The organism is Aeromonas sp. ASNIH2, from assembly GCF_002934795.1.
Classification (GTDB): domain Bacteria; phylum Pseudomonadota; class Gammaproteobacteria; order Enterobacterales; family Aeromonadaceae; genus Aeromonas; species Aeromonas caviae.
The window spans coordinates 4084953-4105726 of record NZ_CP026406.1; the positions used below are offsets into that span (position 1 = coordinate 4084953).

Annotated in this window: 19 protein-coding genes; 9 read left to right on the top strand and 10 right to left on the bottom strand. The window is 60.5% G+C overall.

The window, feature by feature from the left end; genetic code table 11:
• Positions 1-42 precede the first annotated feature (42 nt).
• Genes C3F36_RS19605 through C3F36_RS19615 form a run of 3 tightly spaced genes read right to left on the bottom strand, consistent with a single transcriptional unit; the run spans position 43 to position 1293 of the window.
• A complete protein-coding gene (locus C3F36_RS19605) occupies positions 43-378 on the bottom strand; it encodes a DUF3802 family protein (protein WP_104455740.1) in 336 nt (111 codons plus the stop codon).
• 60 nt (positions 379-438) lie between these two features.
• Positions 439-918 (bottom strand): GNAT family N-acetyltransferase, encoded by a 480-nt coding sequence (locus C3F36_RS19610; RefSeq protein ID WP_041215401.1) that lies wholly within the window; start codon positions 916-918, stop codon positions 439-441.
• A gap of 3 nt (positions 919-921) precedes the next feature.
• Positions 922-1293 carry an MmcQ/YjbR family DNA-binding protein gene (locus C3F36_RS19615; RefSeq protein WP_010674368.1) on the bottom strand — a complete coding sequence of 124 codons (372 nt, stop codon included), beginning with the start codon at positions 1291-1293 and terminating at the stop codon, positions 922-924.
• A 106-nt stretch (positions 1294-1399) separates the two neighbouring features.
• On the opposite strand from C3F36_RS19615, the gene C3F36_RS19620 reads away from it, so the two are divergent.
• Positions 1400-2194, top strand: coding sequence for an alpha/beta fold hydrolase (locus tag C3F36_RS19620; protein WP_010674369.1), 795 nt, complete (start codon positions 1400-1402; stop codon positions 2192-2194).
• 15 nt (positions 2195-2209) lie between these two features.
• Here the strand turns inward: C3F36_RS19620 and C3F36_RS19625 are convergent, their stop codons facing one another.
• Positions 2210-3187 (bottom strand): LysR family transcriptional regulator, encoded by a 978-nt coding sequence (locus C3F36_RS19625; RefSeq protein ID WP_080988704.1) that lies wholly within the window; start codon positions 3185-3187, stop codon positions 2210-2212.
• A gap of 61 nt (positions 3188-3248) precedes the next feature.
• Between C3F36_RS19625 and C3F36_RS19630 the strand changes: the two genes are divergently transcribed.
• From C3F36_RS19630 to C3F36_RS24035, 7 genes are all read left to right on the top strand, one after another.
• Complete coding sequence (locus C3F36_RS19630) at positions 3249-4946, top strand: L-lactate permease (protein ID WP_104455741.1); 1698 nt, start codon at positions 3249-3251, stop codon at positions 4944-4946.
• A 12-nt stretch (positions 4947-4958) separates the two neighbouring features.
• A complete protein-coding gene (locus C3F36_RS19635) occupies positions 4959-5780 on the top strand; it encodes a (Fe-S)-binding protein (protein ID WP_104455742.1) in 822 nt (273 codons plus the stop codon).
• Complete coding sequence (locus C3F36_RS19640) at positions 5773-7209, top strand: LutB/LldF family L-lactate oxidation iron-sulfur protein (protein ID WP_104455743.1); 1437 nt, start codon at positions 5773-5775, stop codon at positions 7207-7209. Before C3F36_RS19635 ends, C3F36_RS19640 begins: the two co-directional genes overlap by 8 nt.
• A gap of 1 nt (position 7210) precedes the next feature.
• Positions 7211-7855, top strand: a complete 645-nt coding sequence (locus tag C3F36_RS19645) for a LutC/YkgG family protein (RefSeq protein WP_104455744.1) — start codon at positions 7211-7213, stop codon at positions 7853-7855.
• On the top strand, positions 7855-10647 hold the full coding sequence (locus tag C3F36_RS19650) for an FAD-binding and (Fe-S)-binding domain-containing protein (protein ID WP_104455745.1): 2793 nt from the start codon (positions 7855-7857) through the stop codon (positions 10645-10647). The genes C3F36_RS19645 and C3F36_RS19650 overlap by 1 nt, the downstream gene beginning before the upstream one ends.
• A gap of 134 nt (positions 10648-10781) precedes the next feature.
• Positions 10782-11339: a hypothetical protein gene (locus tag C3F36_RS19655; protein WP_104455746.1), complete on the top strand. Its 558-nt coding sequence runs from the start codon at positions 10782-10784 to the stop codon at positions 11337-11339.
• Between the two features lie 62 nt (positions 11340-11401).
• Entirely contained in the window at positions 11402-11533 is a 132-nt protein-coding gene (locus C3F36_RS24035; protein WP_267893431.1) for a hypothetical protein, read from the top strand.
• A 72-nt stretch (positions 11534-11605) separates the two neighbouring features.
• Here C3F36_RS24035 and C3F36_RS19660 read toward each other — a convergent pair whose 3' ends face one another.
• The 3 genes from C3F36_RS19660 to C3F36_RS19665 all read right to left on the bottom strand — a co-directional run bounded on the left by C3F36_RS19660 (position 11606) and on the right by C3F36_RS19665 (position 14538).
• Complete coding sequence (locus C3F36_RS19660; RefSeq protein ID WP_233759674.1) at positions 11606-12220, bottom strand: DUF6988 family protein; 615 nt, start codon at positions 12218-12220, stop codon at positions 11606-11608.
• Positions 12221-12532: 312 nt separating this feature from the next.
• Positions 12533-13558, bottom strand: coding sequence for a hypothetical protein (locus tag C3F36_RS23390; RefSeq protein ID WP_158656155.1), 1026 nt, complete (start codon positions 13556-13558; stop codon positions 12533-12535).
• 29 nt (positions 13559-13587) lie between these two features.
• A complete protein-coding gene (locus C3F36_RS19665) occupies positions 13588-14538 on the bottom strand; it encodes an IS1595-like element ISKpn3 family transposase (RefSeq protein ID WP_043851557.1) in 951 nt (316 codons plus the stop codon).
• 434 nt (positions 14539-14972) lie between these two features.
• Here C3F36_RS19665 and C3F36_RS19675 point away from each other — a divergent pair, with 434 nt between their 5' ends.
• On the top strand, positions 14973-15923 hold the full coding sequence (locus C3F36_RS19675) for an IS1595-like element ISKpn3 family transposase (RefSeq protein ID WP_043851557.1): 951 nt from the start codon (positions 14973-14975) through the stop codon (positions 15921-15923).
• Positions 15924-16404: 481 nt separating this feature from the next.
• On the opposite strand, the gene C3F36_RS19680 is transcribed toward C3F36_RS19675, so the two are convergent.
• The 3 genes from C3F36_RS19680 to C3F36_RS19690 form a co-directional block, all read right to left on the bottom strand.
• Entirely contained in the window at positions 16405-17457 is a 1053-nt protein-coding gene (locus C3F36_RS19680) for a lipocalin-like domain-containing protein (protein ID WP_199769728.1), read from the bottom strand.
• Between the two features lie 185 nt (positions 17458-17642).
• A complete protein-coding gene (locus C3F36_RS19685) occupies positions 17643-20069 on the bottom strand; it encodes an FtsX-like permease family protein (protein ID WP_104455748.1) in 2427 nt (808 codons plus the stop codon).
• Positions 20070-20090: 21 nt separating this feature from the next.
• Positions 20091-20771, bottom strand: coding sequence for an ABC transporter ATP-binding protein (locus tag C3F36_RS19690; RefSeq protein ID WP_104455749.1), 681 nt, complete (start codon positions 20769-20771; stop codon positions 20091-20093).
• Positions 20772-20774: the final 3 nt, after the last annotated feature.

The window sequence follows — 20774 nt, forward strand, 5'->3', positions numbered from 1 at the left end:
CTCATTGCATCTCGTCCCCTTGCCGTCACGGCAGGGGCGGGGTCAGTTGATGGTGCTGTCGAACAGGTTCTTGATGAGGTCGATGAACTCGATGAGGAAGGCTTGCTGGGCTTCGCTGGGGGCGGACAACCAGACGGCGGAGAGCACCTCTTCCAGGTCGGCGACCACGGCATCGGCCTCCTGCATGATCAGGAAGCGCACCTTGGGGTCGAGCTGGGGGTTCTGCTCGCAGATGGCCATCAGGTTGTCGGCCACCCGGCTGCTCACCAGATCCTCGATGGTCTGGGCGCCGCCGCCCTGTTGCTGGCTCTCGAACAGACCCAGACTCTCTACCAGATACTCGATCAGCGCAATGTAACCGTCGCTCTCTACCACCATGATGGCTGCCCTTTCTTCATTGCCTTGGGGAAATGGTGCGTATTTTAGTGGCTGAACCCGTCATGGCAAGCGGCAGTGGAGCCGATGGCGGATAAATTGGACACCGCCGCGCTCCACCGTCTCCAATCCGGTCAGCAGGAAGCCGTGACGCAGGAAGAGGGCGAGGCTGAAGGCGCTCGCCTCCGTGGTGAGGCTGCCAAGCCCCATCTGGCTGGCGGCTGCCAGCACCCGCTCCAGCAGCAGGGTGCCGAGCCCCTGGCGCGGATGATCCGCGCTCACGTAGAGCAGGCTGAGATGACCGTCATCGCTCAGGGTGGCAAAGCCAAGGGGCACATCGTCTTGCTCGATGACCCAGCCATGGTGCTCGCGCAACTGGCTGGCAAGCCCCGGGTGATGGGCGCCCCTGGCCCACTGCTCCACCTGCTCCGGGCTGTAGTGCGCAGGCCCCAGACGGCGTACCGACTGCTCGAACAGATCTAAAAGCCTTGGTATGTGCGCCTCCTCGAGGGGGACGATGCGGGGAGAAGAAGGAGACGGCATGGGTCAATCCTCCCTGATGGTCGCGCGGGGGGCCTGGGGCCGCTTCGCCCTGGGCAGGCCCGCCACCACCCGCTCATAGGAGTGGACTATCCAGCCCTGCCAGAGATCGTCAGACAGGCCTTCGCTCAGGGTCACCGTGTTCCAGTGCTGCTTGTTCATGTGCCAGCCCGGTTTCACCTCGGGGTGGATCTCCCGCAGCAGCAGGGCGAGCTCGGGTTCGCACTTCAGGTTGATGGAGAGGGGCTCCGCCTGCCAGTCCACCAGGGCAAACATCTTGCCGGCGATGCGGTAGACCAGGATCTCCGGGCCGAAGGGGGTGTCCTCGGTGGCGCCGGGCTGGCTGAGCAAAAATTCACGCAATTGAACGAGGGTCATGGGGACTCCAGGCTGGTCCGATCATGGTGGAAGCATGTTCACCGGGGTGAGCCTTCTGTTAATATGCGCGCCGAGTATACCCCCCATCACCCCGGGAGCCCATGAGATGTTGTACCACAAGACCTTTGAACTGGGTCCCGATCGGGATTGGGTGGTGTTCGTGCACGGCGCGGGCGGCAGCTCCTCCATCTGGTTCAAGCAGTTGCGGGCCTACCGGGAGCACTTCAACGTGCTGCTGCTCGACCTTCGCGGCCACGGCCAGTCCAACCAGCTGCAGCAGGTGGTAAAGGGGCACTACAGCTTTCGGGCCGTGACCGAGGACATCCTGCGCCTGCTGGATCACCTGCGCATCCCCCACGCCCATTTTGTCGGCATCTCCCTTGGCACCATCCTCATCCGCCACCTGGCGGAGCTTCGCCCCGAGCGGGTCAAGAGCATGGTGCTCGGCGGTGCCATCCTGCGTCTCGACATCCGCTCCCGGGTGCTGGTGCAGCTTGGCCGCCTCGGCCAGCACTTCCTGCCCTACATGTGGCTCTACCGCCTGTTCGCCTTCATCATCATGCCGCGCCAGCACCATCAGGAGTCCCGCAACCTCTTCGTGCGCGAGGCTCGCAAGCTCTGCCAGAAGGAGTTCAAGCGCTGGTTCCGTCTCGCCACCGAGGTGAACCCCCTGATGCGCTACTTTCGCGAGCGGGCCCTGCCCATTCCCACCCTCTACGTGATGGGGGAGGAGGATCACATGTTCCTCGCCCCGGTGCGCGAGCAGGTGGCCCGCGACCCTTACAGCCGCCTCGAAATCATCGAAAAGTGCGGCCACGTCTGCAACGTGGAGCAGCCGGATCACTTCAACCGCCAGTCCCTGGCGTTTCTCTCCCGTCAGGCGGCGTCATCCGCCCTTTGAGGCCCGGCAAGGGCCTCAGATGAAGTAGTGGCCAATCTCCAGATAGCGCTGGCGGATGTGCTCGATGAGCAGCCTTATCTTGCGCGGCGGCTGGCGGGTGAAGGGGTAGACGGCGTAGATGCCGAGCTTCTTGCCCACCCGGTCGGGAAACAAGTCCACCAGATCCCCCTGCATCAGGTCGTGATAGACCAGACAGCGCGGCACATAGACGATGCCGCGCCCCCCCAGCGCCGCCTTGCGCAGGGCTCCGGCGTTGTCGGTTGAAAAGCTCCCCGATACCGACACCAGATAGTTGCCCTCTTCCCCCTTGAAGGCCCACTCCGAGGCCCCCGTGCTCTGGTAGGCGTAGCGCAGGCAGTTGTGGGTGAGCAAATCCGACGGCTCCCGCGGTGCCCCGAAGCGGCGCACATAGGCGGGGGCGGCGCAGATCACCCACTGGGAGTCGAGAATGTGGCGGGCAATCAGGCTCGAGTCATCCAGATAGCCGGTGCGAATGACCAGATCGAACCCCTCTTCCACCAGGTTGACGAAGCGGTTGTCCAGCGACATCTCCACCGTGAGCCCCGGGTGCTGCTGGCAAAAATCGGCCACCGCATCGGCCAGCAGCAGTTCGCCGGAGATGGTGGGTACCGACATCCGCACATGACCGCTCACCTTTTCACCAAATCCCGCCACCGCGTCGAAGGCGTCCAGAGCGGCGGCCTTCACATTTTTGGCACCTTGATAGAGCGCCTTGCCCGCCTCGCTCAGGGTGAGCCGGCGGGTGGTGCGATAGAGGAGCTGCACCCCGAGCTCCTCCTCAAGACGCCCGATCCGCTTGCTAACCACTGAATTTGTCAGGGAATTTTGTTCAGCTACCTTGCTGAAGGATCCGGCCTCCACCACCTGGGCGAAGAGGATGAGGTCATCGGTACTGGCCATATTGATCAACTTTTGGAACGAATGTTGTTCATTATTTCCATATATCGCGAAAAAGGAACAGGGTAAGGTCACGTCCGCTTAACAAAACAACAACAAGGTGCGCCTCTGCACCCCTCTGGACAAGGACGCAATGATGACAGACACCCTGCTGGCCCTGGTGGCCTTCTCGCCGATCCTGGTGGCCGCCGTGCTGCTGGTCGGCCTCAACTGGCCCGCCAAGCGCGCCATGCCCGTCGCCTTCCTGTTGACCGTGTTCATCGCCCTCTGGGGCTGGCAGATGAGCCCGACCCGGGTATTCGCCTCCACCCTGCAGGGGCTGGTGATCACGGTGACCGTGCTCTGGATCGTGTTCGGCGCCATCCTGATGCTCAACACCCTCAAACACACCGGTGCCATCACCGCCATTCGCGGCGGTTTTACCAACATCTCGCCGGACAGGCGCATCCAGGCCATCATCATCGCCTGGTGCTTCGGCGCCTTTATCGAAGGGGCCTCGGGCTTTGGCACCCCGGCCGCCATCGCCGCGCCCCTGCTGGTGGCCATCGGCTTTCCGGCGCTGGCCGCCGTGCTGCTCGGCATGATGATCCAGTCCACCCCGGTGTCGTTCGGCGCGGTGGGCACCCCCATCCTGGTGGGCATCAACAAGGGGCTGGATAACCAGGCCATCGGCCAGACCCTGAGCGCCGGTGGCAGCAGCTGGGACATCTACCTGCAACAGGTGACCACCAACGTGGCTCTCATTCACGCCACCGTCGGCACCCTGATGCCGGTGCTGATGGTGATGATGCTGACCCGCTTCTTCGGCCGCAACCGCAGCTGGACCGAGGGGCTCTCCATCCTGCCGTTTGCGATTTTCGCCGGGCTCGCCTTCACCGTCCCCTATGCCCTCACCGGCATGCTGCTCGGCCCCGAGTTCCCGTCCCTCATCGGCGGTCTGGTGGGGCTGGCCCTGGTGGTGACGGCGGCGCGAGCCGGTTTTCTGGTGCCCAAGAACTCCTGGGATTTCGCCCCCGAGAACGAGTGGCCCGCCGAGTGGCTGGGCTCCTTGAAGCTCGATCTCAAAGAGGCCGCCGCCCGCCCCATGTCGCTGCTGCTGGCCTGGCTCCCCTATGTGGTGCTGGCCCTCTTGCTGGTGGCGAGCCGGGTGAGCCCGGCATTCAAGGCCAGCCTCTTGTCGGTGAGCCTCGCCTTCACAGACCTCCTGGGGGAGAAGGGGGTCAGCGCCTCCATTGAGCCGCTCTACCTGCCTGGCGGCCTGCTGGTGCTTTGCGCCCTGCTCGCCACCTGGCTGCAATCGCGCTCCCTCGCCCCCTTCGGTCGGGCGCTGGGGGAGTCCAGCCGCACCCTGATCGGCGCCGGCTTCGTGCTGATTTTCACCGTGCCCATGGTGCGCATCTTCATCAACTCCGGGGTCAACGGGGCGGATCTCGCCAGCATGCCGGTGACCACCGCCAATTTTGCCGCCGGGCTCGTCGGGGAGTTCTTCCCGGCGCTCAGCGCCACCATCGGCGCGCTGGGGGCCTTTATCGCCGGCTCCAACACGGTATCGAACATGATGTTCAGCCAGTTCCAGTTTGAAGTGGCCCAGACCCTGGGGGTCTCCACCGCCGCCATGCTGGCCCTGCAGGCAGTCGGCGCCGCCGCGGGCAACATGATTGCCATTCACAACGTGGTGGCGGCCTCGGCCACCGTGGGGCTGCTCGGTCGTGAGGGGGCGACGCTGCGCAAGACCGCGCTGCCGACCCTCTACTACCTGCTGGTCACCGGCCTTATCGGGCTGGCGCTCATGTACAGCTTCCACATCTCGGACGCACTGCTGCAGCTCAAGTAAGGAGAGCAAGTGATGAAGGTAATGCGGGTCTACCCGGCCAAGCCGGCCGATGTCTATCTCTACGCCACCTGTCTGGTGGACCTGTTCGACCCGGTGGCGGGGCTCGATGCCATCGCCCTGATCGAGCGGGAAGGGATAAGGGTGCACTTTGTCGAGAAACAGACCTGCTGCGGGCAGCCGGCCTACACCTCGGGTCACGAGGAGGAGGCGCGCAAGGTGGCGCAAAGCCAGATGGCGCTCTTCCCCAAGCCCTGGCCGGTGGTGGTGCTGTCGGGCTCCTGCGGCGGCATGATGCACCACCACTACCGCCGCCTCTTCCCCGAGAGCCCCGAGGTGGCCGATTTTTGCGATCGGGTGTTCGAGCTCACCGAGTTTCTGGCCCGGATCTGCCGGGTGCGCTGGCACGGGGTGGGGGAGGCGAGCATCGTCATGCACACCTCCTGCTCGGCCCGACGCGAGATGCAGGTACACACCACGGCCCGCAGCCTGCTGGGGCAGCTCGATGGCGTCACCTTGCATGAACAGGCCTACGAGAGCGAGTGCTGCGGCTTTGGCGGCATCTTCTCGGTGCGTCACCCCCACATCAGCCAGGCCATGGTGGAGGACAAGACCCGCCACCTGCTGGCCACCGGCGCCGACACCCTGGTGAGCGCCGATTGGGGGTGCCTCTTGAACATCAAGGGATCCCTGGCCTATCAGGGCAGGATCTTGCCTGCCACCCATCTGGCGAGCTTCCTGCTCGCCCACAGCCGCCCCGACAGTGACGAAATAGCTCATAACGGCGCCGCTGTTAGCGATTTGGCTCATACCAAAGAGGCCCAGCCCCATGTCTGATCACGCCAAGTATTCGCCGCGCCGCTTCCATCCCCAGGCCGAGGCGGCCCTGGCCGACCCGGTGCTGCGCCAGAATTTTCGCGGTGCCATGGATTACCTGCGCGCCAAGCGCCGGGATGCCTTCGCCGATCCAGCCGAGGAGGCGGCGGTGCGCGATGCGGCGGAGCAAATTCGCAAGCGCTGTCTCTCGCGTCTGCCGGACCTGCTGGAGCAGCTCGAAGCCAACTGCGAGCGCAACGGCATCCGGGTGCACTGGGCCCAGACGCCGGCCGAGGCCAACGCCATCATCCTCGGTATCGCCCAAAAAAACGGGGTGAGCAGCATCGTCAAGGGCAAGTCCATGGTGAGCGAGGAGGTGGGTTTCAACCACGAGATGGCGCGCCACGGCATCCATTGCCTTGAGAGCGACATGGGGGAGTTTATCGTCCAGCTCGACGGCGACACCCCGTCACACATCATCATGCCCGCCATCCACAAGAACAAGCAGGAGGTGAGCGACACCTTCGCCGGCAATCTGGAAGGCTTCACCCCCACCACGGACGTGGACGCCCTGATCCAGACCGGACGGCGGGCCCTGCGCGAAGAGTTTCGCCGCGCCGGCATGGGGCTCTCCGGCGTCAACTTTGCGGTGGCCGAGACCGGCAGCCTGTGTCTGGTGGAAAACGAGGGCAACGGGCGCATGTGTACGACGGTGCCCAAGGTCCACGTGGCCATCACCGGCATCGAGAAGGTGGTGGAGTGCCTATCCGACGTGCCGCCCCTTTACAGCGCCCTGACCCGCTCGGCCACCGGTCAGGCCATCACCACCTACTTCAACGTCATCAGCGGCCCGCGCCGGGCAGGGGAGCTGGACGGCCCGGACGAGGTGCACCTGGTGCTGCTCGACAACGGCCGCAGCCAAGCTTACCGGGACGAAGAGCTGCGCAAGACATTGCAGTGCATCCGCTGCGGCGCCTGCATGAACCACTGCCCGGTCTACACCCGCATCGGCGGCCACGCCTATGGCACCATCTACCCGGGGCCCATCGGCAAAATCATCTCCCCCCATCTGCTGGGGCTGGAGAGCACGAGCGATCTGGTGACCGCATCGAGCCTGTGCGGTGCCTGCGGCGAGGTGTGCCCGGTGCGCATCCCCATTCCCGACATGTTGCAGCGCCTGCGCCGGGAGGCCAAGCACGACGTACAGCCCGGTCACGAACCGCTGGCGGGGCAGGGGGCAGCCAGGAACCGGCTCGAGACCCTCGCCATGCAGGGCTTTGCCTTTGCCGCCACCCACCCGCGCCTCTATCACGCCGCAACCGGGGTGGCCGGTCGCCTGCGGGGGCTGATGCCCAAACACCTGGGCCCCTGGACCCAGTGCCGCGAAGCCCCCAAACCCGCCCCCCAGAGCCTGCACGCCCTGCTGCGCCAGAAGAAGAAGGAGTCCTGAGATGTCGAGCAAAGAGGCCATATTAAGCCGCCTGCGCGGCGCCGCCACCCCCATGGCACATGCCCCCCATGGCTGGCAGCCCTGGCGCGGAGAGGATGAACAGGCGCGGCGCGAGCGCTTTGTTGCCGGGATCAGCGCCAGCCACGCCGAGATCCTGACCGTCAAGGAAGCAACCCTTGCCCGGGATCTGGCCGCCTGGCTGGATGAAGAGGGCGTGACGATTCTGGCCTGTGGCCAGGGCGGCCGCTGGCAGGAGGCGGTCGCGGCCGCCTGCGCCGGGCGATCTGTGCTGACCCCCGCAGGCAAGTTCGCGAGCTGGAAGGACGATCTGTTCGACGTCTGTCAGGCGGGTATTACCCACTGCGCGGGCGCCATCGCCGATACCGGGACGCTCGTATTGCTGCCCGATGGCGGCGAGCCGCGCACCTTGTCCCTGGTGCCCCCCTGCCATATCGCCCTGCTGGCGGCTTCCACCATAACCGACAACCTGGTGGGGCTGGTGGCGGCCGGGCGCTGGCAGCAGGCCATGCCCACCAATCTGCTGCTGGTCTCCGGCCCCTCCAAGACCGCCGACATCCAGCAGACCCTGGCCTACGGCGCCCATGGCCCGAGCCGCCTCTTGGTCGTGCTGGTGGAGGATTGCTGATGCGCTGGAATGAATTTGATGCCGCTGTGCTCTCGCGCATCCCGCAGGAGCGCCTGGTGAGCGACCCGGACTTGCGATTGGCCCACGGCACGGACGCCAGCTTCTATCGGCTGGTGCCCGAGCGCATCGTGCGCCTCGACTCCCTCGAAGAGGTGCGCTTCGTGCTGTCGGTGTGCCGCGAATTGGGCCTGCCGTGCACCTTTCGCGCCGCCGGTACCAGCCTCTCGGGCCAGGCCCTGAGCGATTCGGTGCTCATCACCCTGACCGACAGCTGGCGCGGCCACCGCATTCTGGACGAGGGGGCACGCATCGCCTTGCAACCCGGGGTGATCGGCGCCGATGCCAACCGCTATCTGGCGCCCCTGGGGCGCAAGATTGGGCCGGATCCCGCCTCCATCAACGCCTGCAAGCTCGGCGGCATCGCCGCCAACAACGCGAGCGGCATGTGCTGCGGCACCGCCCATAACAGCTATCACACCCTGCACGCCATGACCCTGCTGCTGGCCGATGGCACCGTGCTGGAGAGTGGCGATCCCCAGAGCCGCGCCGCCTTGGCGGCCAAGCGCCCGGAGTTGCTGGACGGGCTCGCCGCCCTGCGTGCCGAGGTGCTGGCGAACGCCGAGCTTGCCGCCAAGATCCGCCACAAGTACCGGCTCAAGAACACCACCGGCTACGCCATCAATGCCCTGCTCGATCATGAGGATCCCGTCGATATCCTCACCCACCTGATGATCGGCTCGGAGGGGACTCTCGGCTTTATTGCCGAGGTGGTGCTCGACACCGTGCCCGAATACCCCCACAAGGCCTCGGCCTTGCTGGTGTTTCGGGACGCCGAGCAGGCGTGTCTGGCCACCTCGCGCCTGAAAAGTGCGCCGGTGGCGGCGGTGGAGCTGATGGATGGGCGATCCCTGCGCTCGGTGGCGGGCAAGCCCGGCCTGCCGGATTTTATCAAGACCCTGGACCTGGCTGCCTGCGCCTTGCTTGTCGAGGTGCATGGGGAGTCGAAAGAGGAGCTGGTGGCTCGCTGCGAGCAGGTGACGGCCATGGCGGCCGAGTTCGTCCAGGTCGCCTCTGTGCCTTTTACTATCGACAGCGCCGACCTCTGGGCCATTCGCAAGGGGCTCTTCCCGGCGGTGGGGGCGGTGCGTACCACAGGCACCACCGTCATCATCGAGGATGTCGCCTTTCCCATCGAGCGTCTGGCGGAAGGGGTGGCGGGGCTGCAGGCCCTGTTCGATCGCTTCGAATACGGTGAAGCCATCATCTTCGGCCACGCGCTGGAGGGGAACCTGCACTTTGTCTTTACCCAGGGGTTCGACGATCCGGCCCAGGTGCTCCGCTACGGCGCCTTTATGGACGCGGTGGCGGAGCTCGTCGCGGTGCGCTTTGGCGGGTCTCTCAAGGCCGAGCACGGCACCGGCCGCAACATGGCCCCCTATGTGGAGCTGGAATGGGGGCCGGAGGGGATGGCGCTGATGCGCCGCATCAAGGCGCTGCTGGACCCGGACGGCCTGCTCAATCCCGGCGTCATCATCAACGATGACCCCAAGGCCCACCTGGCCCATCTCAAGCCCATGCCGGCGAGCGATGCCATCGTGGATCCGTGCATCGAGTGCGGCTTTTGCGAGGCGGTCTGCCCCTCGCGCACCCTGTCGCTCTCGCCGCGCCAGCGCATCGTGCTTTACCGCGAACTGGCCCGCCGCACTCGTGCCGATGAGCCCTCCCGCGAGCTGGCCCGGCTGTTTGACTATCAGGGGATTGAGACCTGCGCCGCCACCGGGCTGTGCGCCGATCGCTGCCCGGTGGGCATCAACACCGGAGCGCTCATCAAGAAGCTGCGCTCTGACAAGTACCAGCGCTTCGTGCCCATCGCCCGCTGGAGCGCCGATCACTTCGCCGGCGTTACCCGCACGGCCCGCAGTGCGCTGGGCCTAAAAGCCATTGCCGGGAAGGTGTTGGGAGACAAGGCGCTGGCAGGGTTGGTGAACGGGGTTCGCCATCTGAGCGGCCAGCGCACGCCCGCCTGGCTGCCGACCCTGCCGGGGCCGAGCCGCTACCTGTGGCCGCAAGGGGAGGGGAGCCATGGCGGATCCAGCGAGCGTGCTGTGGTCTATCTGCCGTCGTGCGCCAGCCGGGTGTTCGGCCAGCAGGAGGAAGCCCCGTCACTGCCGGACGTGGTGTTATCCTTGCTCAAGAAGGCGGGCTGCCGGGTCATAGTGCCGGCGAGAGTTGAGGGGCTCTGTTGCGGCATGCCCTATGACAGCAAGGGGATGAGCGAGGTAGCGGGAGCCAAGCGCAGTGAGCTGGCCGAGGCCCTGTGGCAGGCAAGCGAGCAGGGGCGCTGGCCCGTGCTGCTCGACACCAGCCCCTGTGTGCAGCGACTGCTCTCGGGGGCGCTCGGCAAGGGCCTTCGGGTGTTTGAGCCCGCTACCTTTGTGCTGGAACACCTGCTGCCCCACCTTGAACTGACCCCCATCGATGAGACAGTGATGCTCCATATCACCTGCAGCAGCCGGCGCATGGGGCTGGGTGATAAGATGCTGGCGGTGGCCCGCGCCTGTGCCCGGGAGGTGATCGTGCCTGAGCATATCCAGTGCTGCGGCTTTGCTGGCGACAAGGGGCTGATGACCCCGGAGCTCAACGCCGCGGCCCTCGCCAGCCTGCCCGCCCAGGTCCCCAACGATTGTCGTCAGGGATTCAGCAACAGCCGCACCTGTGAAATGGGGCTCAGCCAGCACGCCGGCATTCCCTATCACAGCATTCTCTATCTGGTGGATCAGGCAGCGAGATAGGAAAACTAAACGGCAGGATAACTATCCTGCCGTTTTCAATGGGGTGAACAAGGTGGCTTAAAAACGGGACTTGTCTGGTGCTACATGCTATGAAAGGGGCCGATGCTGATACGAACGATGGCAAGGAAGGATTGATGACGCCGCTGAACCACTATCTGCCTGCCTATCACTTCTGTGAAGAGCACGCTCGCGACATTGCCGCCGACCCGCGCTCCGTCATCCAGGCGGCGGCCAACTATCGACCGGAAGCGGATCCGGCCTTTCGCCACCTGATCGGCTTGCGGGAAGTGCCGATGCGCCTTGGGTACCTTCTCGGCCGCCAACAGAGCGCCAGCCCGCCTCCCTTTGGCCTGCACAGATTCGTGCCGCTCGACAGCCATGACGACAACACGTTGCTCTACGGCCTTGTCGGCCGGTTCTGGCGGCCGGACTTTGGTCTGGTGACCATAGCGGACAGTCAAGCTTATCTGGACTTTGCGGCGCCAGGCGTTGCCAAGCTCGCTCTGGGGTTTTCGGCCAGCCGCCAGCCAAACGGCACCACTCGGTTGACCACCCAGACAAGGGTGTTCTGCCCGGATCTGGCCTGCCGCCTCAAGTTTGCACCTTACTGGTATCTGATCCGCCCCGTCAGCGGCCTGATCCGGCGCCGGATACTGGGCGCCATCAAGGCAGAGAGCGAAAGAGGGTTGTAAAGCCATGCCGGAGTGTTCACCTGTGCTTTCACTTTTTGGCACAAACAGAAGATGAGGGATTAATGACGTCTGAGTTCCCCATTGCCGTGCTTGTAGCCATGGAATACGGCCGCATCTGTGAAATGGGGCTCAGCCAGCACGCCGGCATTCCCTATCACAGCATCCTCTATCTGGTGGATCAGGCGGCGAGATAAATATCCCCCCCCGGTCGAATATATTCGGCCGGGGGGAGTGGGTGGGATTTGAGCACATATTTATTGGTTTGACTATCGTGGCTTAGGCAAACAATCTGAATAATGTGCAATCACTGAAAATATTTCCTTCTGAATATTCTGGCGGCCAGTAAGTATTCCCATCTCCTGAAAGGCGATAATATTTAAGCCATTACTTATGCGAAATAACTGTTCGATGAGCTCTGGTGGTGCCTTGTGTTTCGTCCAAAAAACAGCATGAATACCAGAATGAACGAAAGAATTTAAGGGGAGCCAAGAGCTGTCTTTGAATTCATGAAATGAAATCAACAGGTTTTTAATTTGAGGGATATTATCCAGCTCACCAAGCATCACATTGACAGTGGGAATGTTTTTGCTTGCTTGTTGAGACTCTGTATTTAAAACCGCATCTAGCTTTTCGACTTGTAGATCAGTAGCACAATACAGAGCCCAAACGCTCCTTACTAGTGCTTCGTATTGAGATCGCAGTGTTGCGCCAATCCCTAGAATCAAGCCTTGCGAGCATAATAACCTAACAGCATAGGAAAACTGCATCGAGCTAATGGCTAATGTTAAGGATAGTTTGGTTCTTGTATCACCATTATATATAGTGTGGTCTACAACCTCGCTCAATCTTTCAAATAGCTGCTCAGTTTTTATGAAATCCATGAGAATGTCCTCATATAACTTCTGAAGTTTATTGTCGTGAACTTGCTATCAATTATTTGTCTGTAAGTCTATTTTATGTATCGCAGCGCCTGAAGAAGCTGAGAGTTTAAAAATAGTCTAGCTTACAGAGAGTCCTATTGCTTGAATAGTCTAATAATCCCCTTTACTCTGACGACATCTTATGAATAAAGGGGGGCAAATTTCCATTCAGCTTGCTGATCGCCATTTTAAATTCTCTTGAGTAGGTTCGATTAATATGGAGTAATCGAACCTGTAGCGTTATGTTCAAGTTGAAGTCATAAAACATCAGTATTAATCAATTAATGCATTGAACTTTCTTCTCAGTAGCGAGTATTCGTTTGATCTTGGGTTGTTTTGCCGCTCTCGAATAAGCTCAAAGAGTTCATTGTCATCTAATGTTATAATAAAGCCACGAGCATCTTTGGCTGTGTCAATGCAGCGTAACAGTAAACGTCCGTCATCCTCAATTTCTCTGCAAGTTAATATCCCGACTTTTCCTCTATTAGGTGAAAACCTACCAGCCAGCTGATCTAACTCAGGATTTCCAATTTCTTTCCCGTAGTTTTTGCATTCGATAAATATCATGGAACTTGGGTAATGTAATGATAGCCAAGAGAAAAAGCCATTTTTCGCTTCATTTGAATATGTAATATCAATTCGTTTTCGCCCATCGTGTATATTTTTTTGTTTTGTTGGATAGCAGAGTGATGGGTATAATAATGATGTTAGTATTTTTTCTATAACATTCTCATAATCAGTTGCGAACTGTTTTCCAGTAGGGATAGCTTGTAACTCAGAAATAAGAACATCCCAATCAGGTTTATCTGACTCTTCAACCTCAGATAGCTCTTCATGAGTTAATGGTAATGGAGGGTTGGATTTCTTTTGTTCACGATATTCTTCTAAGATATGTGGCCTTTTAAGTGTCTCTTTAACAACAGCTAACTTGTCAGACCCATACTTTTCCATCAGAGCTTTTTTAGTAACTCGTTCAGACCCATTTTGTAGAAGTTCAACTAGAGATGATCTCGCTCGTAATTCTTCCAGTTGCATTTCAGGTAACAAATAATGCCTATAATATTCATCATATTTATAAGAAACTTTTTGTCTTACTAAGACTTTAGGGACTAAAATTATTTTCCCATAATCTGTAACTGGTAAATTAACAAAGCTATTTTCCCAAGCTTCCTTTATTGGATTCCAAATTGGGCCTGACTCAACGCCATTGACTAATGGTATGTCATAATACCTGCACATATCCTGAGTATATCTAATCAAGGGGCCTCTAAGTATATTGCAGACGGCATCAGATATCATATCTGTGCCAATGCCATTAATTAACCTGATTACCCATGACCCTCAGCCAGCTTCAAGAGCCGATATGGCATCGGAGGGCTTGCCACGACTGCATGCCCCAATTCTACCAACATGCTATTGAGGTCAAAACGATGATTAAACCGGAAGCAGTATTCCGCAAGATGCCTTGGTAAATGCTTCGCTCCGAGCGTATGGCAACTGCCCCGCAGCGAGTTTTTCACATTTCCTATCATCGTGTTTACCCAGTTGAATGCCGGATGATCCAGCCAGTCCAGGTTGCCCCCGGTGACAACTCCCAGGTGCTCACAATTGGCCTCCTTGACCGCTTTGAAACAGGCCAATCCATCGGATATCACCGCGCTACCACTGGCAATATGCCGTTTTGCCCAATCAGCAACGGACTTGGTTTTGAAACCATCGACCACCGTCATCCGCATCTTGATTGGATGTCCTTCCTTGTTCAGGGCCACTGCTGCCACAAACGGCGTCTTGCCTGCCGCGCCCCGACCCCGTTTGCCACCACGGCGCTCGCCACCCCAGTAGACATCATCGAGCTGAATGATGCCGCTGATGGGCTGCTTGTCATCGGACTCTTTCATGGCTTGCAGCAGCTTGTGCTTGAGCATCCAGGCGGTGTCATATTTGACGCCCAACTGGCGCTTTAGCTCCATCGCTGACAAGCCTGTTTTGGTTTGTGACAACAGGTGCATTGCCAGAAACCACTTGGTCAGTGGGAGCTTGGTGTTTGCGAAAATCGTGTTTCCAGTCAATGACATCTGGTGACGGCAGTGATTGCATTGCCACACACGTGGCCGCCTTCTCAGGCGACAACAGGTCTTGTTGGCACATTCAGGGCAGACAAAGCCGTTAGGAAAACGCCAAGTGAACAGCGCGTTTTCGCACTGAGCCTCAGTGCCATAGTCCTTGAGAAACTCAAACAGGCTGTAGCCTTTCTGGAATTGGATTTTGCTTTTGGCCATGATCTCGCACCTCGATAACTGTACGTAAGATCAGTATAGTTCGTGGTAACTGACTGCTAATCATGGGTAATCAGGTTAATTAATAGGCATGTATCTTCTAAGTCTTGTAATAAACCAGTTAGTGAGGCTTGGCTTTTTGATAGTGCCCCCCATACTGATTTTGCTGAGAGTGCTCCGAAAGCATGACCTCTGCTTTCTCCTTTTGAATACCCTAGATGAAATTCATTACGTTCATTGAGTGACGAAAGAAGGTTTTGGGCACTGGTATGGTTGCCATTTTTGATATAATTCAAGACGGTTTCGAAAAAACTTTGTAAAAGTGAGGATAATTCATTACCCCAAGTGGAATCTAATGCTTTCCTGATTACCCATGATTAGCAGTCAGTTACCACGAACTATACTGATCTTACGTACAGTTATCGAGGTGCGAGATCATGGCCAAAAGCAAAATCCAATTCCAGAAAGGCTACAGCCTGTTTGAGTTTCTCAAGGACTATGGCACTGAGGCTCAGTGCGAAAACGCGCTGTTCACTTGGCGTTTTCCTAACGGCTTTGTCTGCCCTGAATGTGCCAACAAGACCTGTTGTCGCCTGAGAAGGCGGCCACGTGTGTGGCAATGCAATCACTGCCGTCACCAGATGTCATTGACTGGAAACACGATTTTCGCAAACACCAAGCTCCCACTGACCAAGTGGTTTCTGGCAATGCACCTGTTGTCACAAACCAAAACAGGCTTGTCAGCGATGGAGCTAAAGCGCCAGTTGGGCGTCAAATATGACACCGCCTGGATGCTCAAGCACAAGCTGCTGCAAGCCATGAAAGAGTCCGATGACAAGCAGCCCATCAGCGGCATCATTCAGCTCGATGATGTCTACTGGGGTGGCGAGCGCCGTGGTGGCAAACGGGGTCGGGGCGCGGCAGGCAAGACGCCGTTTGTGGCAGCAGTGGCCCTGAACAAGGAAGGACATCCAATCAAGATGCGGATGACGGTGGTCGATGGTTTCAAAACCAAGTCCGTTGCTGATTGGGCAAAACGGCATATTGCCAGTGGTAGCGCGGTGATATCCGATGGATTGGCCTGTTTCAAAGCGGTCAAGGAGGCCAATTGTGAGCACCTGGGAGTTGTCACCGGGGGCAACCTGGACTGGCTGGATCATCCGGCATTCAACTGGGTAAACACGATGATAGGAAATGTGAAAAACTCGCTGCGGGGCAGTTGCCATACGCTCGGAGCGAAGCATTTACCAAGGCATCTTGCGGAATACTGCTTCCGGTTTAATCATCGTTTTGACCTCAATAGCATGTTGGTAGAATTGGGGCATGCAGTCGTGGCAAGCCCTCCGATGCCATATCGGCTCTTGAAGCTGGCTGAGGGTCATGGGTAATCAGGAATGCTTTTATACTGGTCGGGTCTAGAAAAACAGGGATATCTGTATCCAGTCTAATGTCTACAAAATCAAGATAAGGTTGTGTCTTTCCTAATTTATAATATTCAGATACTCTCATATATCTTCCTTTTATATATTAAATGAAAACTTATATGCCTCTATTTTTTTTGCATCATATATTTTAATTAATGATTTCAGTGCAAACCTTCTTATCACTTTGTTGTTATGGCAAGACCTATGATGCAACGAGGGCCGGATGAGTAGGGTATCAAGCGCGACTCCACTTGTTGAGTGAAACGTTTTACATGAGTGGGGATTGACTCGTTAGTTTGATGGAGATCAGAAATCAGGAGGGGGAGGTGGCTTGGTGCAATGCGTTATGGAAAGGATACGCAGATATGGTAAAGCGGGGCAGGCTTAACCCCGCTGATAAAAAAGTAGAGGGGAAAATGACAAAGAGACGTAGCAGGTCGTCGGCTCAATACCCCGTCATCTCCAGATAGCCGAGTCCTTGCGCATCGCCCTCCACAGTCACAGCCCCCTCCCAGTAGTCAAAGCGTCCCGTCATGGCCTGATTGGGTTGACGCGCCTTGATAACGAGATTCAAATCAGCGGCCTTAAGCTGCCACTCGACGGGGTAGAGCTGCCCCTTGGGGCCACGCCAGGTCTTGCCGGGGGTGAGGCGGATCTGCTCAGGATTCAGCACCCGGCTGCTGCCGTCCCGTTCAATCAGGATGCCGTAGCGGTTCTCGGGCTTGTTTTCGGAATGGGCGCGGCCCGATTTGGTGCGCAGGCGAAACAGCATCAGCTCGCGGCCATCGTCAAATTGCAGCGAAAACCAGTCCCAGCCCGATTGCCACTGGGCCAATACCGAGCTGCTCCACTCGTGATCAAACCACCCCTCACCGCTGACGTTGCGGGTCTCCCCATCCAGGGTCAGGGTGCCGCTGATGGTCAGGCGGGGGTAGGAGTAGTAGAAGGAGGCGTTGCCCGGGCTCTTCTCGCTGTAACCCGCTTTGCCTTGCAGCACCGCGGGCTTGGCGGCACTCACCTTCACATCAAGATCCCCCGCCTTGCTCTGCACCTTGAGGGTGGCGGGAAAGAGCGATTCCCCTTGAGAGGTAAGCACCCACTCTTTCAGCCAATACTCACCGCCGCTGGCACCGGCGAGCCCTGGCCCCTGGCGGCTGGTGCGCTCGTCCTGCTGGTGGCTGCCTTTGCTCACATCCGTGATGGCGAACTGGGCAAGCCAGAGCTGGGGGGTGAGCCAGGGGTTCTCCGAGGTGAGCTCCTGTTCAATGCCTTGGCGAAACAGGGTCCACTGCATGCCGTAGCCGCGCCCCTGCTCGTCTTTGAGGTTGCCGGTGAGATACCACCACTCGGAGCGGTAGTCGGGGTGGGCAGCGTGATCCGCGGGCAGGTTGATGGATTGACCCGGCTGGGCCTTTTTGAAGTGATCGTTGCCGCCACCCAGGATGGCCCCCAGAGCGCTGGCCTGCGCGTGGCCGCTTATGGCAATAAGCGGGATCAAGCGGGCTGCAAGCCACAGGGTCCGTAAAGAGGACAAGATTCCCCTCACCCTGGCCCTCTCCCGAAGGGAGAGGGGATGGTTCGCGGCAGCTCTGTGCGCTTCTCTGCGCTGAATCAAGTGCGGTGACAGAGATCTGGTCAATGGGGACGTCAAGCCATGGCTGAGCCAGTGCGCCAACCGATATGTCATACCACTCTCCTTGCGGCGTACCAGGAGGCCAGCGCCCCGCACACCGGCGCCAGCAGAAGCGCCGTGACGGCGTGCAGGGGGGCGGCCTCGAAGGCCAGCCGCCAGCCAAAGGCGCGGGGGTTGACCACCTCAATCAGCACCCAGGCAAGGCCATAGCCCACCGGCAGGGCCAACAATGCGGTGAGCAGTCCCAATCCCGCCCCTTGCCACACCAGCAGCCGGCGGCAGTGGCGGGGGCTCAGGCCAAGGCTTTGCAGGGTCTGCAACTCGCCGCGCCGGGCCAGCCCCAGCACCATAAAGGCCGAGCCGATGCCGACGAAGGCGATCCCCAGAATGAGCAACTTCAATAGCTCGGTCACCACAAAGGTCTGATCGAACACCCTGAGGGCGGCGGCGTGGATGGCGGGGGCGGGCAACAGGTTCACCTGCTCGCCAAACTGGCTCCTGAGCCTGTCGCCAAGGTGCTCGGGGTCCGGGCTGAAGAGGGCAAGGGATTGCACCTTGCCCCCTTCGAAGGCATGCAGTATCTGCCCCTTGTCGCTGCCGTAATCCTGATAGACGCCGGTGACGGTGAAAGCCCTCGGCCCCCCCTCGCTGGTTACCTCGAGGCGCTGGCCCACCCTGACCCCGAGGCGAACCGTCAGCGGTTCGCTCGCCAGCACCTCGTCGGGAGCGGCGGGCCAGCGCCCGGCCAGCAGGGGATAGGCGGCTTTGAGCTCGGGAATAAAGTCCATCTGCGCCCACTCGATGGGCTGCCCCTGCCAGCGGGCGGGGAGCACGGCGCGGCGGGAGGCGGCGCGCACGTCCGGCGAGGCGAGGATGGTGTTGAGGGTCTGCTCGCCGAGGGCGCCCCTGCTGCCTGCCACCCCTTTGGGGGCGGTGACGTAGAGATCGGCGGCCAGACGCTGGCCGAGCCAGATCTCCACGCTCGAGCGAAAGCTCGACACCATGACCCCGATGCCGATGGCTGCGGCGATGGCCAGTTGCAGCGCCATCACCGCGATGGCGGTGCGATCCAGGTGATAGAGGGTTTCTGCCACCCCGAGCCGGGCGGTGAGGGGGCCGCGTGCACGCAGCCGCCCCAGCAAGGAGCGAAGGGCATCGGGCAGCAGGAGGGCCATGGCGAGCAGCCAGCCTCCGGCCACGAAGAGGGCGCCGCCAAGGCCGGTTTCTGGCCGCCATAGACACAGGGCGCACAGCAGCAGGATGGCGATGGCAAGGCCCCGGCGTTGCCAGGGGTGAGCCGGTGGGCGACTGTTGCCCTCTCGCAGCGCAAGGGGGGATTGGCGCAGCAGTTGCCACCAGCCGGGCAGGTTGGCGGCAAGCATCCCCAGAAGGCCAATCACCAGCGCCTTGCCAAGGCTCGTCGGGGAGAGGCGCAGCAGGTCGATGGGGTTGGGGCCATAAAGATCGGCCAGCGCCTGGGTGAGCTGCCCCATCAGGGCGAGGGCCAGCAGGCTCCCCAGCAGCAGCCCGAGCAGGGTGCCGATGCTGGCGAGGATCACAAGCTCCAGCATGAGCCAGCCAAGCACCCGGCGCGGCGGCATCCCGAGGATGATGAGCTGGGCGAGCAGGGGGCGGCGCACGCTCTGCACGAAGCGCTGGGCGTTGAACACCAAAAACAATCCCACCGCCATGGCGAGCAGGGAGAGGGCGGTGAGGTTCAGCGCCAGCGCATCCCCGAGCTGGCTGGCATCGAGCGCCGGGCTGATGGGCTCAAGCCAGAGGGGCTGATGGGGGGCATAGGATTGCAGGGCCGCCTGCAGGGCTCTTTGCAAGGTATTGGCCTCTTGCTCACTGAGTTTGAAGACGATGCGATCCAGTCTGCCTTCCTTGCCAAGCAGCGGCTGGGCGAGGCCGATGTCGGTCACCAGCAGCCGCTCCATGGGGACGGCGCCGGGCTCGAAGGTGCCCGCAAGGGTCAGGGTCAGGGGGCGCTGCCCCTCATCCCCCAGCACAAAGGTTCGCGACTGACCCGGTTGCCAGCCAAGGCGCCTTGCCTCGGGGGCCGCCAGCCAGACACTGTCGGCGCGATTCAACGAGACATCGGGTTGGCTGTCTGGCGCATCGCCAAAGAGGCGGCGCAGGGGGCCGGGGTTGAAGAGATCCATCCCCAGCAACTGGAAGCTGCGCCCCTGCTCGTCCTTGAGCCAGGCGTGAAGCTCTGGCATGGCGTCGAGGTTCGGCTGGCTTCGCACCAGCCTCACGTAGACTTGCTCATCCAGGCCACCCTGGGGGGCCAGGCGGTAGTTGGCCTCCCCGGCGAGCTGGCTGCGGGCGGCGACGAAGTTGGTGCGGGCGCTGTGGTTCAAGAGCTCGATGGCCACCACCAGGGTGACCCCGAGGGTGAGCCCTGCCAGGCTCATCAAAAGCAACCAGGGGTGAGAGCGATAAAGGCGCAGCAGTGCCTTGAGCGGCAACATCAGCAGGCCCCCCGGCAGACGTCAGCCATGGCGGCGCCCCTTGAGCTCGACCAGCTGTCCCCCTTCAAGGCGCAGCACCCGATCCGCCAGGTCGCCATAGCCCGGGTTGTGGCTCACCAGCAAGAGACCTGCGCCGGTATCGCGCACCGCCGCCATCATCAGGGCCATCACCTGCTCGGCGTTGTGTTCATCAAGGCTCCCGGTGGGTTCGTCGGCGAGCAGCCAACGGGGCTGATGAATGAGGGCACGGGCCAGCGCCACCCGCTGGCGCTGGCCGCCGGAGAGCTGCTCCGGCCAGGCGTGGCGCTTGTGGCCCATGCCAAGGCGCACGAGCAGGGCATCGAGGCGCCCATCGTCCTGGGGCAGGTTGTTTATCTGAAGGGGCAGAGCGAGGTTCTCGGCCACGGTCAGGGTCGGCAGCAGGTTGAAATCCTGATAGACGATGCCGAAATGGCGCCCGCGAAGCCGGGCCCGCTCGTCTGTCGGCAGGGTGTCGAGACGGGTCTCTTCCAGCCAGATCTCCCCCTCGTCCGGGGCGATGAGACCGGCGATGAGGTTGAGCAGGGTGGACTTGCCACAGCCGCTTTGCCCCAGCAGCAGGCAGGTTTCCCCCGGGGTGAGGGCGAGATCCAGCCCCTCGAACAGGGGGAGCGTCTCGCCGCCGTTGGCGAAGCGTTTACTGAGGTTGCGCAGGCTAAGCATGGG

Coding starts and splice junctions, on each gene's coding strand:
- C3F36_RS19640 (WP_104455743.1), top strand. CDS start 5,773: ATGTCTGATCACGCCAAGTATTCGCCGCGCCGCTTCCATCCCCAGGCC.
- C3F36_RS24035 (WP_267893431.1), top strand. CDS start 11,402: ATGACGTCTGAGTTCCCCATTGCCGTGCTTGTAGCCATGGAATACGGC.
- C3F36_RS19650 (WP_104455745.1), top strand. CDS start 7,855: ATGCGCTGGAATGAATTTGATGCCGCTGTGCTCTCGCGCATCCCGCAG.
- C3F36_RS19665 (WP_043851557.1), bottom strand. CDS start 14,538: ATGGCCAAAAGCAAAATCCAATTCCAGAAAGGCTACAGCCTGTTTGAG.
- C3F36_RS19655 (WP_104455746.1), top strand. CDS start 10,782: ATGACGCCGCTGAACCACTATCTGCCTGCCTATCACTTCTGTGAAGAG.
- C3F36_RS19615 (WP_010674368.1), bottom strand. CDS start 1,293: ATGACCCTCGTTCAATTGCGTGAATTTTTGCTCAGCCAGCCCGGCGCC.
- C3F36_RS19685 (WP_104455748.1), bottom strand. CDS start 20,069: ATGTTGCCGCTCAAGGCACTGCTGCGCCTTTATCGCTCTCACCCCTGG.
- C3F36_RS19675 (WP_043851557.1), top strand. CDS start 14,973: ATGGCCAAAAGCAAAATCCAATTCCAGAAAGGCTACAGCCTGTTTGAG.
- C3F36_RS19645 (WP_104455744.1), top strand. CDS start 7,211: ATGTCGAGCAAAGAGGCCATATTAAGCCGCCTGCGCGGCGCCGCCACC.
- C3F36_RS23390 (WP_158656155.1), bottom strand. CDS start 13,558: ATGATATCTGATGCCGTCTGCAATATACTTAGAGGCCCCTTGATTAGA.
- C3F36_RS19605 (WP_104455740.1), bottom strand. CDS start 378: ATGGTGGTAGAGAGCGACGGTTACATTGCGCTGATCGAGTATCTGGTA.
- C3F36_RS19610 (WP_041215401.1), bottom strand. CDS start 918: ATGCCGTCTCCTTCTTCTCCCCGCATCGTCCCCCTCGAGGAGGCGCAC.
- C3F36_RS19660 (WP_233759674.1), bottom strand. CDS start 12,220: ATGGATTTCATAAAAACTGAGCAGCTATTTGAAAGATTGAGCGAGGTT.
- C3F36_RS19620 (WP_010674369.1), top strand. CDS start 1,400: ATGTTGTACCACAAGACCTTTGAACTGGGTCCCGATCGGGATTGGGTG.
- C3F36_RS19635 (WP_104455742.1), top strand. CDS start 4,959: ATGAAGGTAATGCGGGTCTACCCGGCCAAGCCGGCCGATGTCTATCTC.
- C3F36_RS19690 (WP_104455749.1), bottom strand. CDS start 20,771: ATGCTTAGCCTGCGCAACCTCAGTAAACGCTTCGCCAACGGCGGCGAG.
- C3F36_RS19630 (WP_104455741.1), top strand. CDS start 3,249: ATGACAGACACCCTGCTGGCCCTGGTGGCCTTCTCGCCGATCCTGGTG.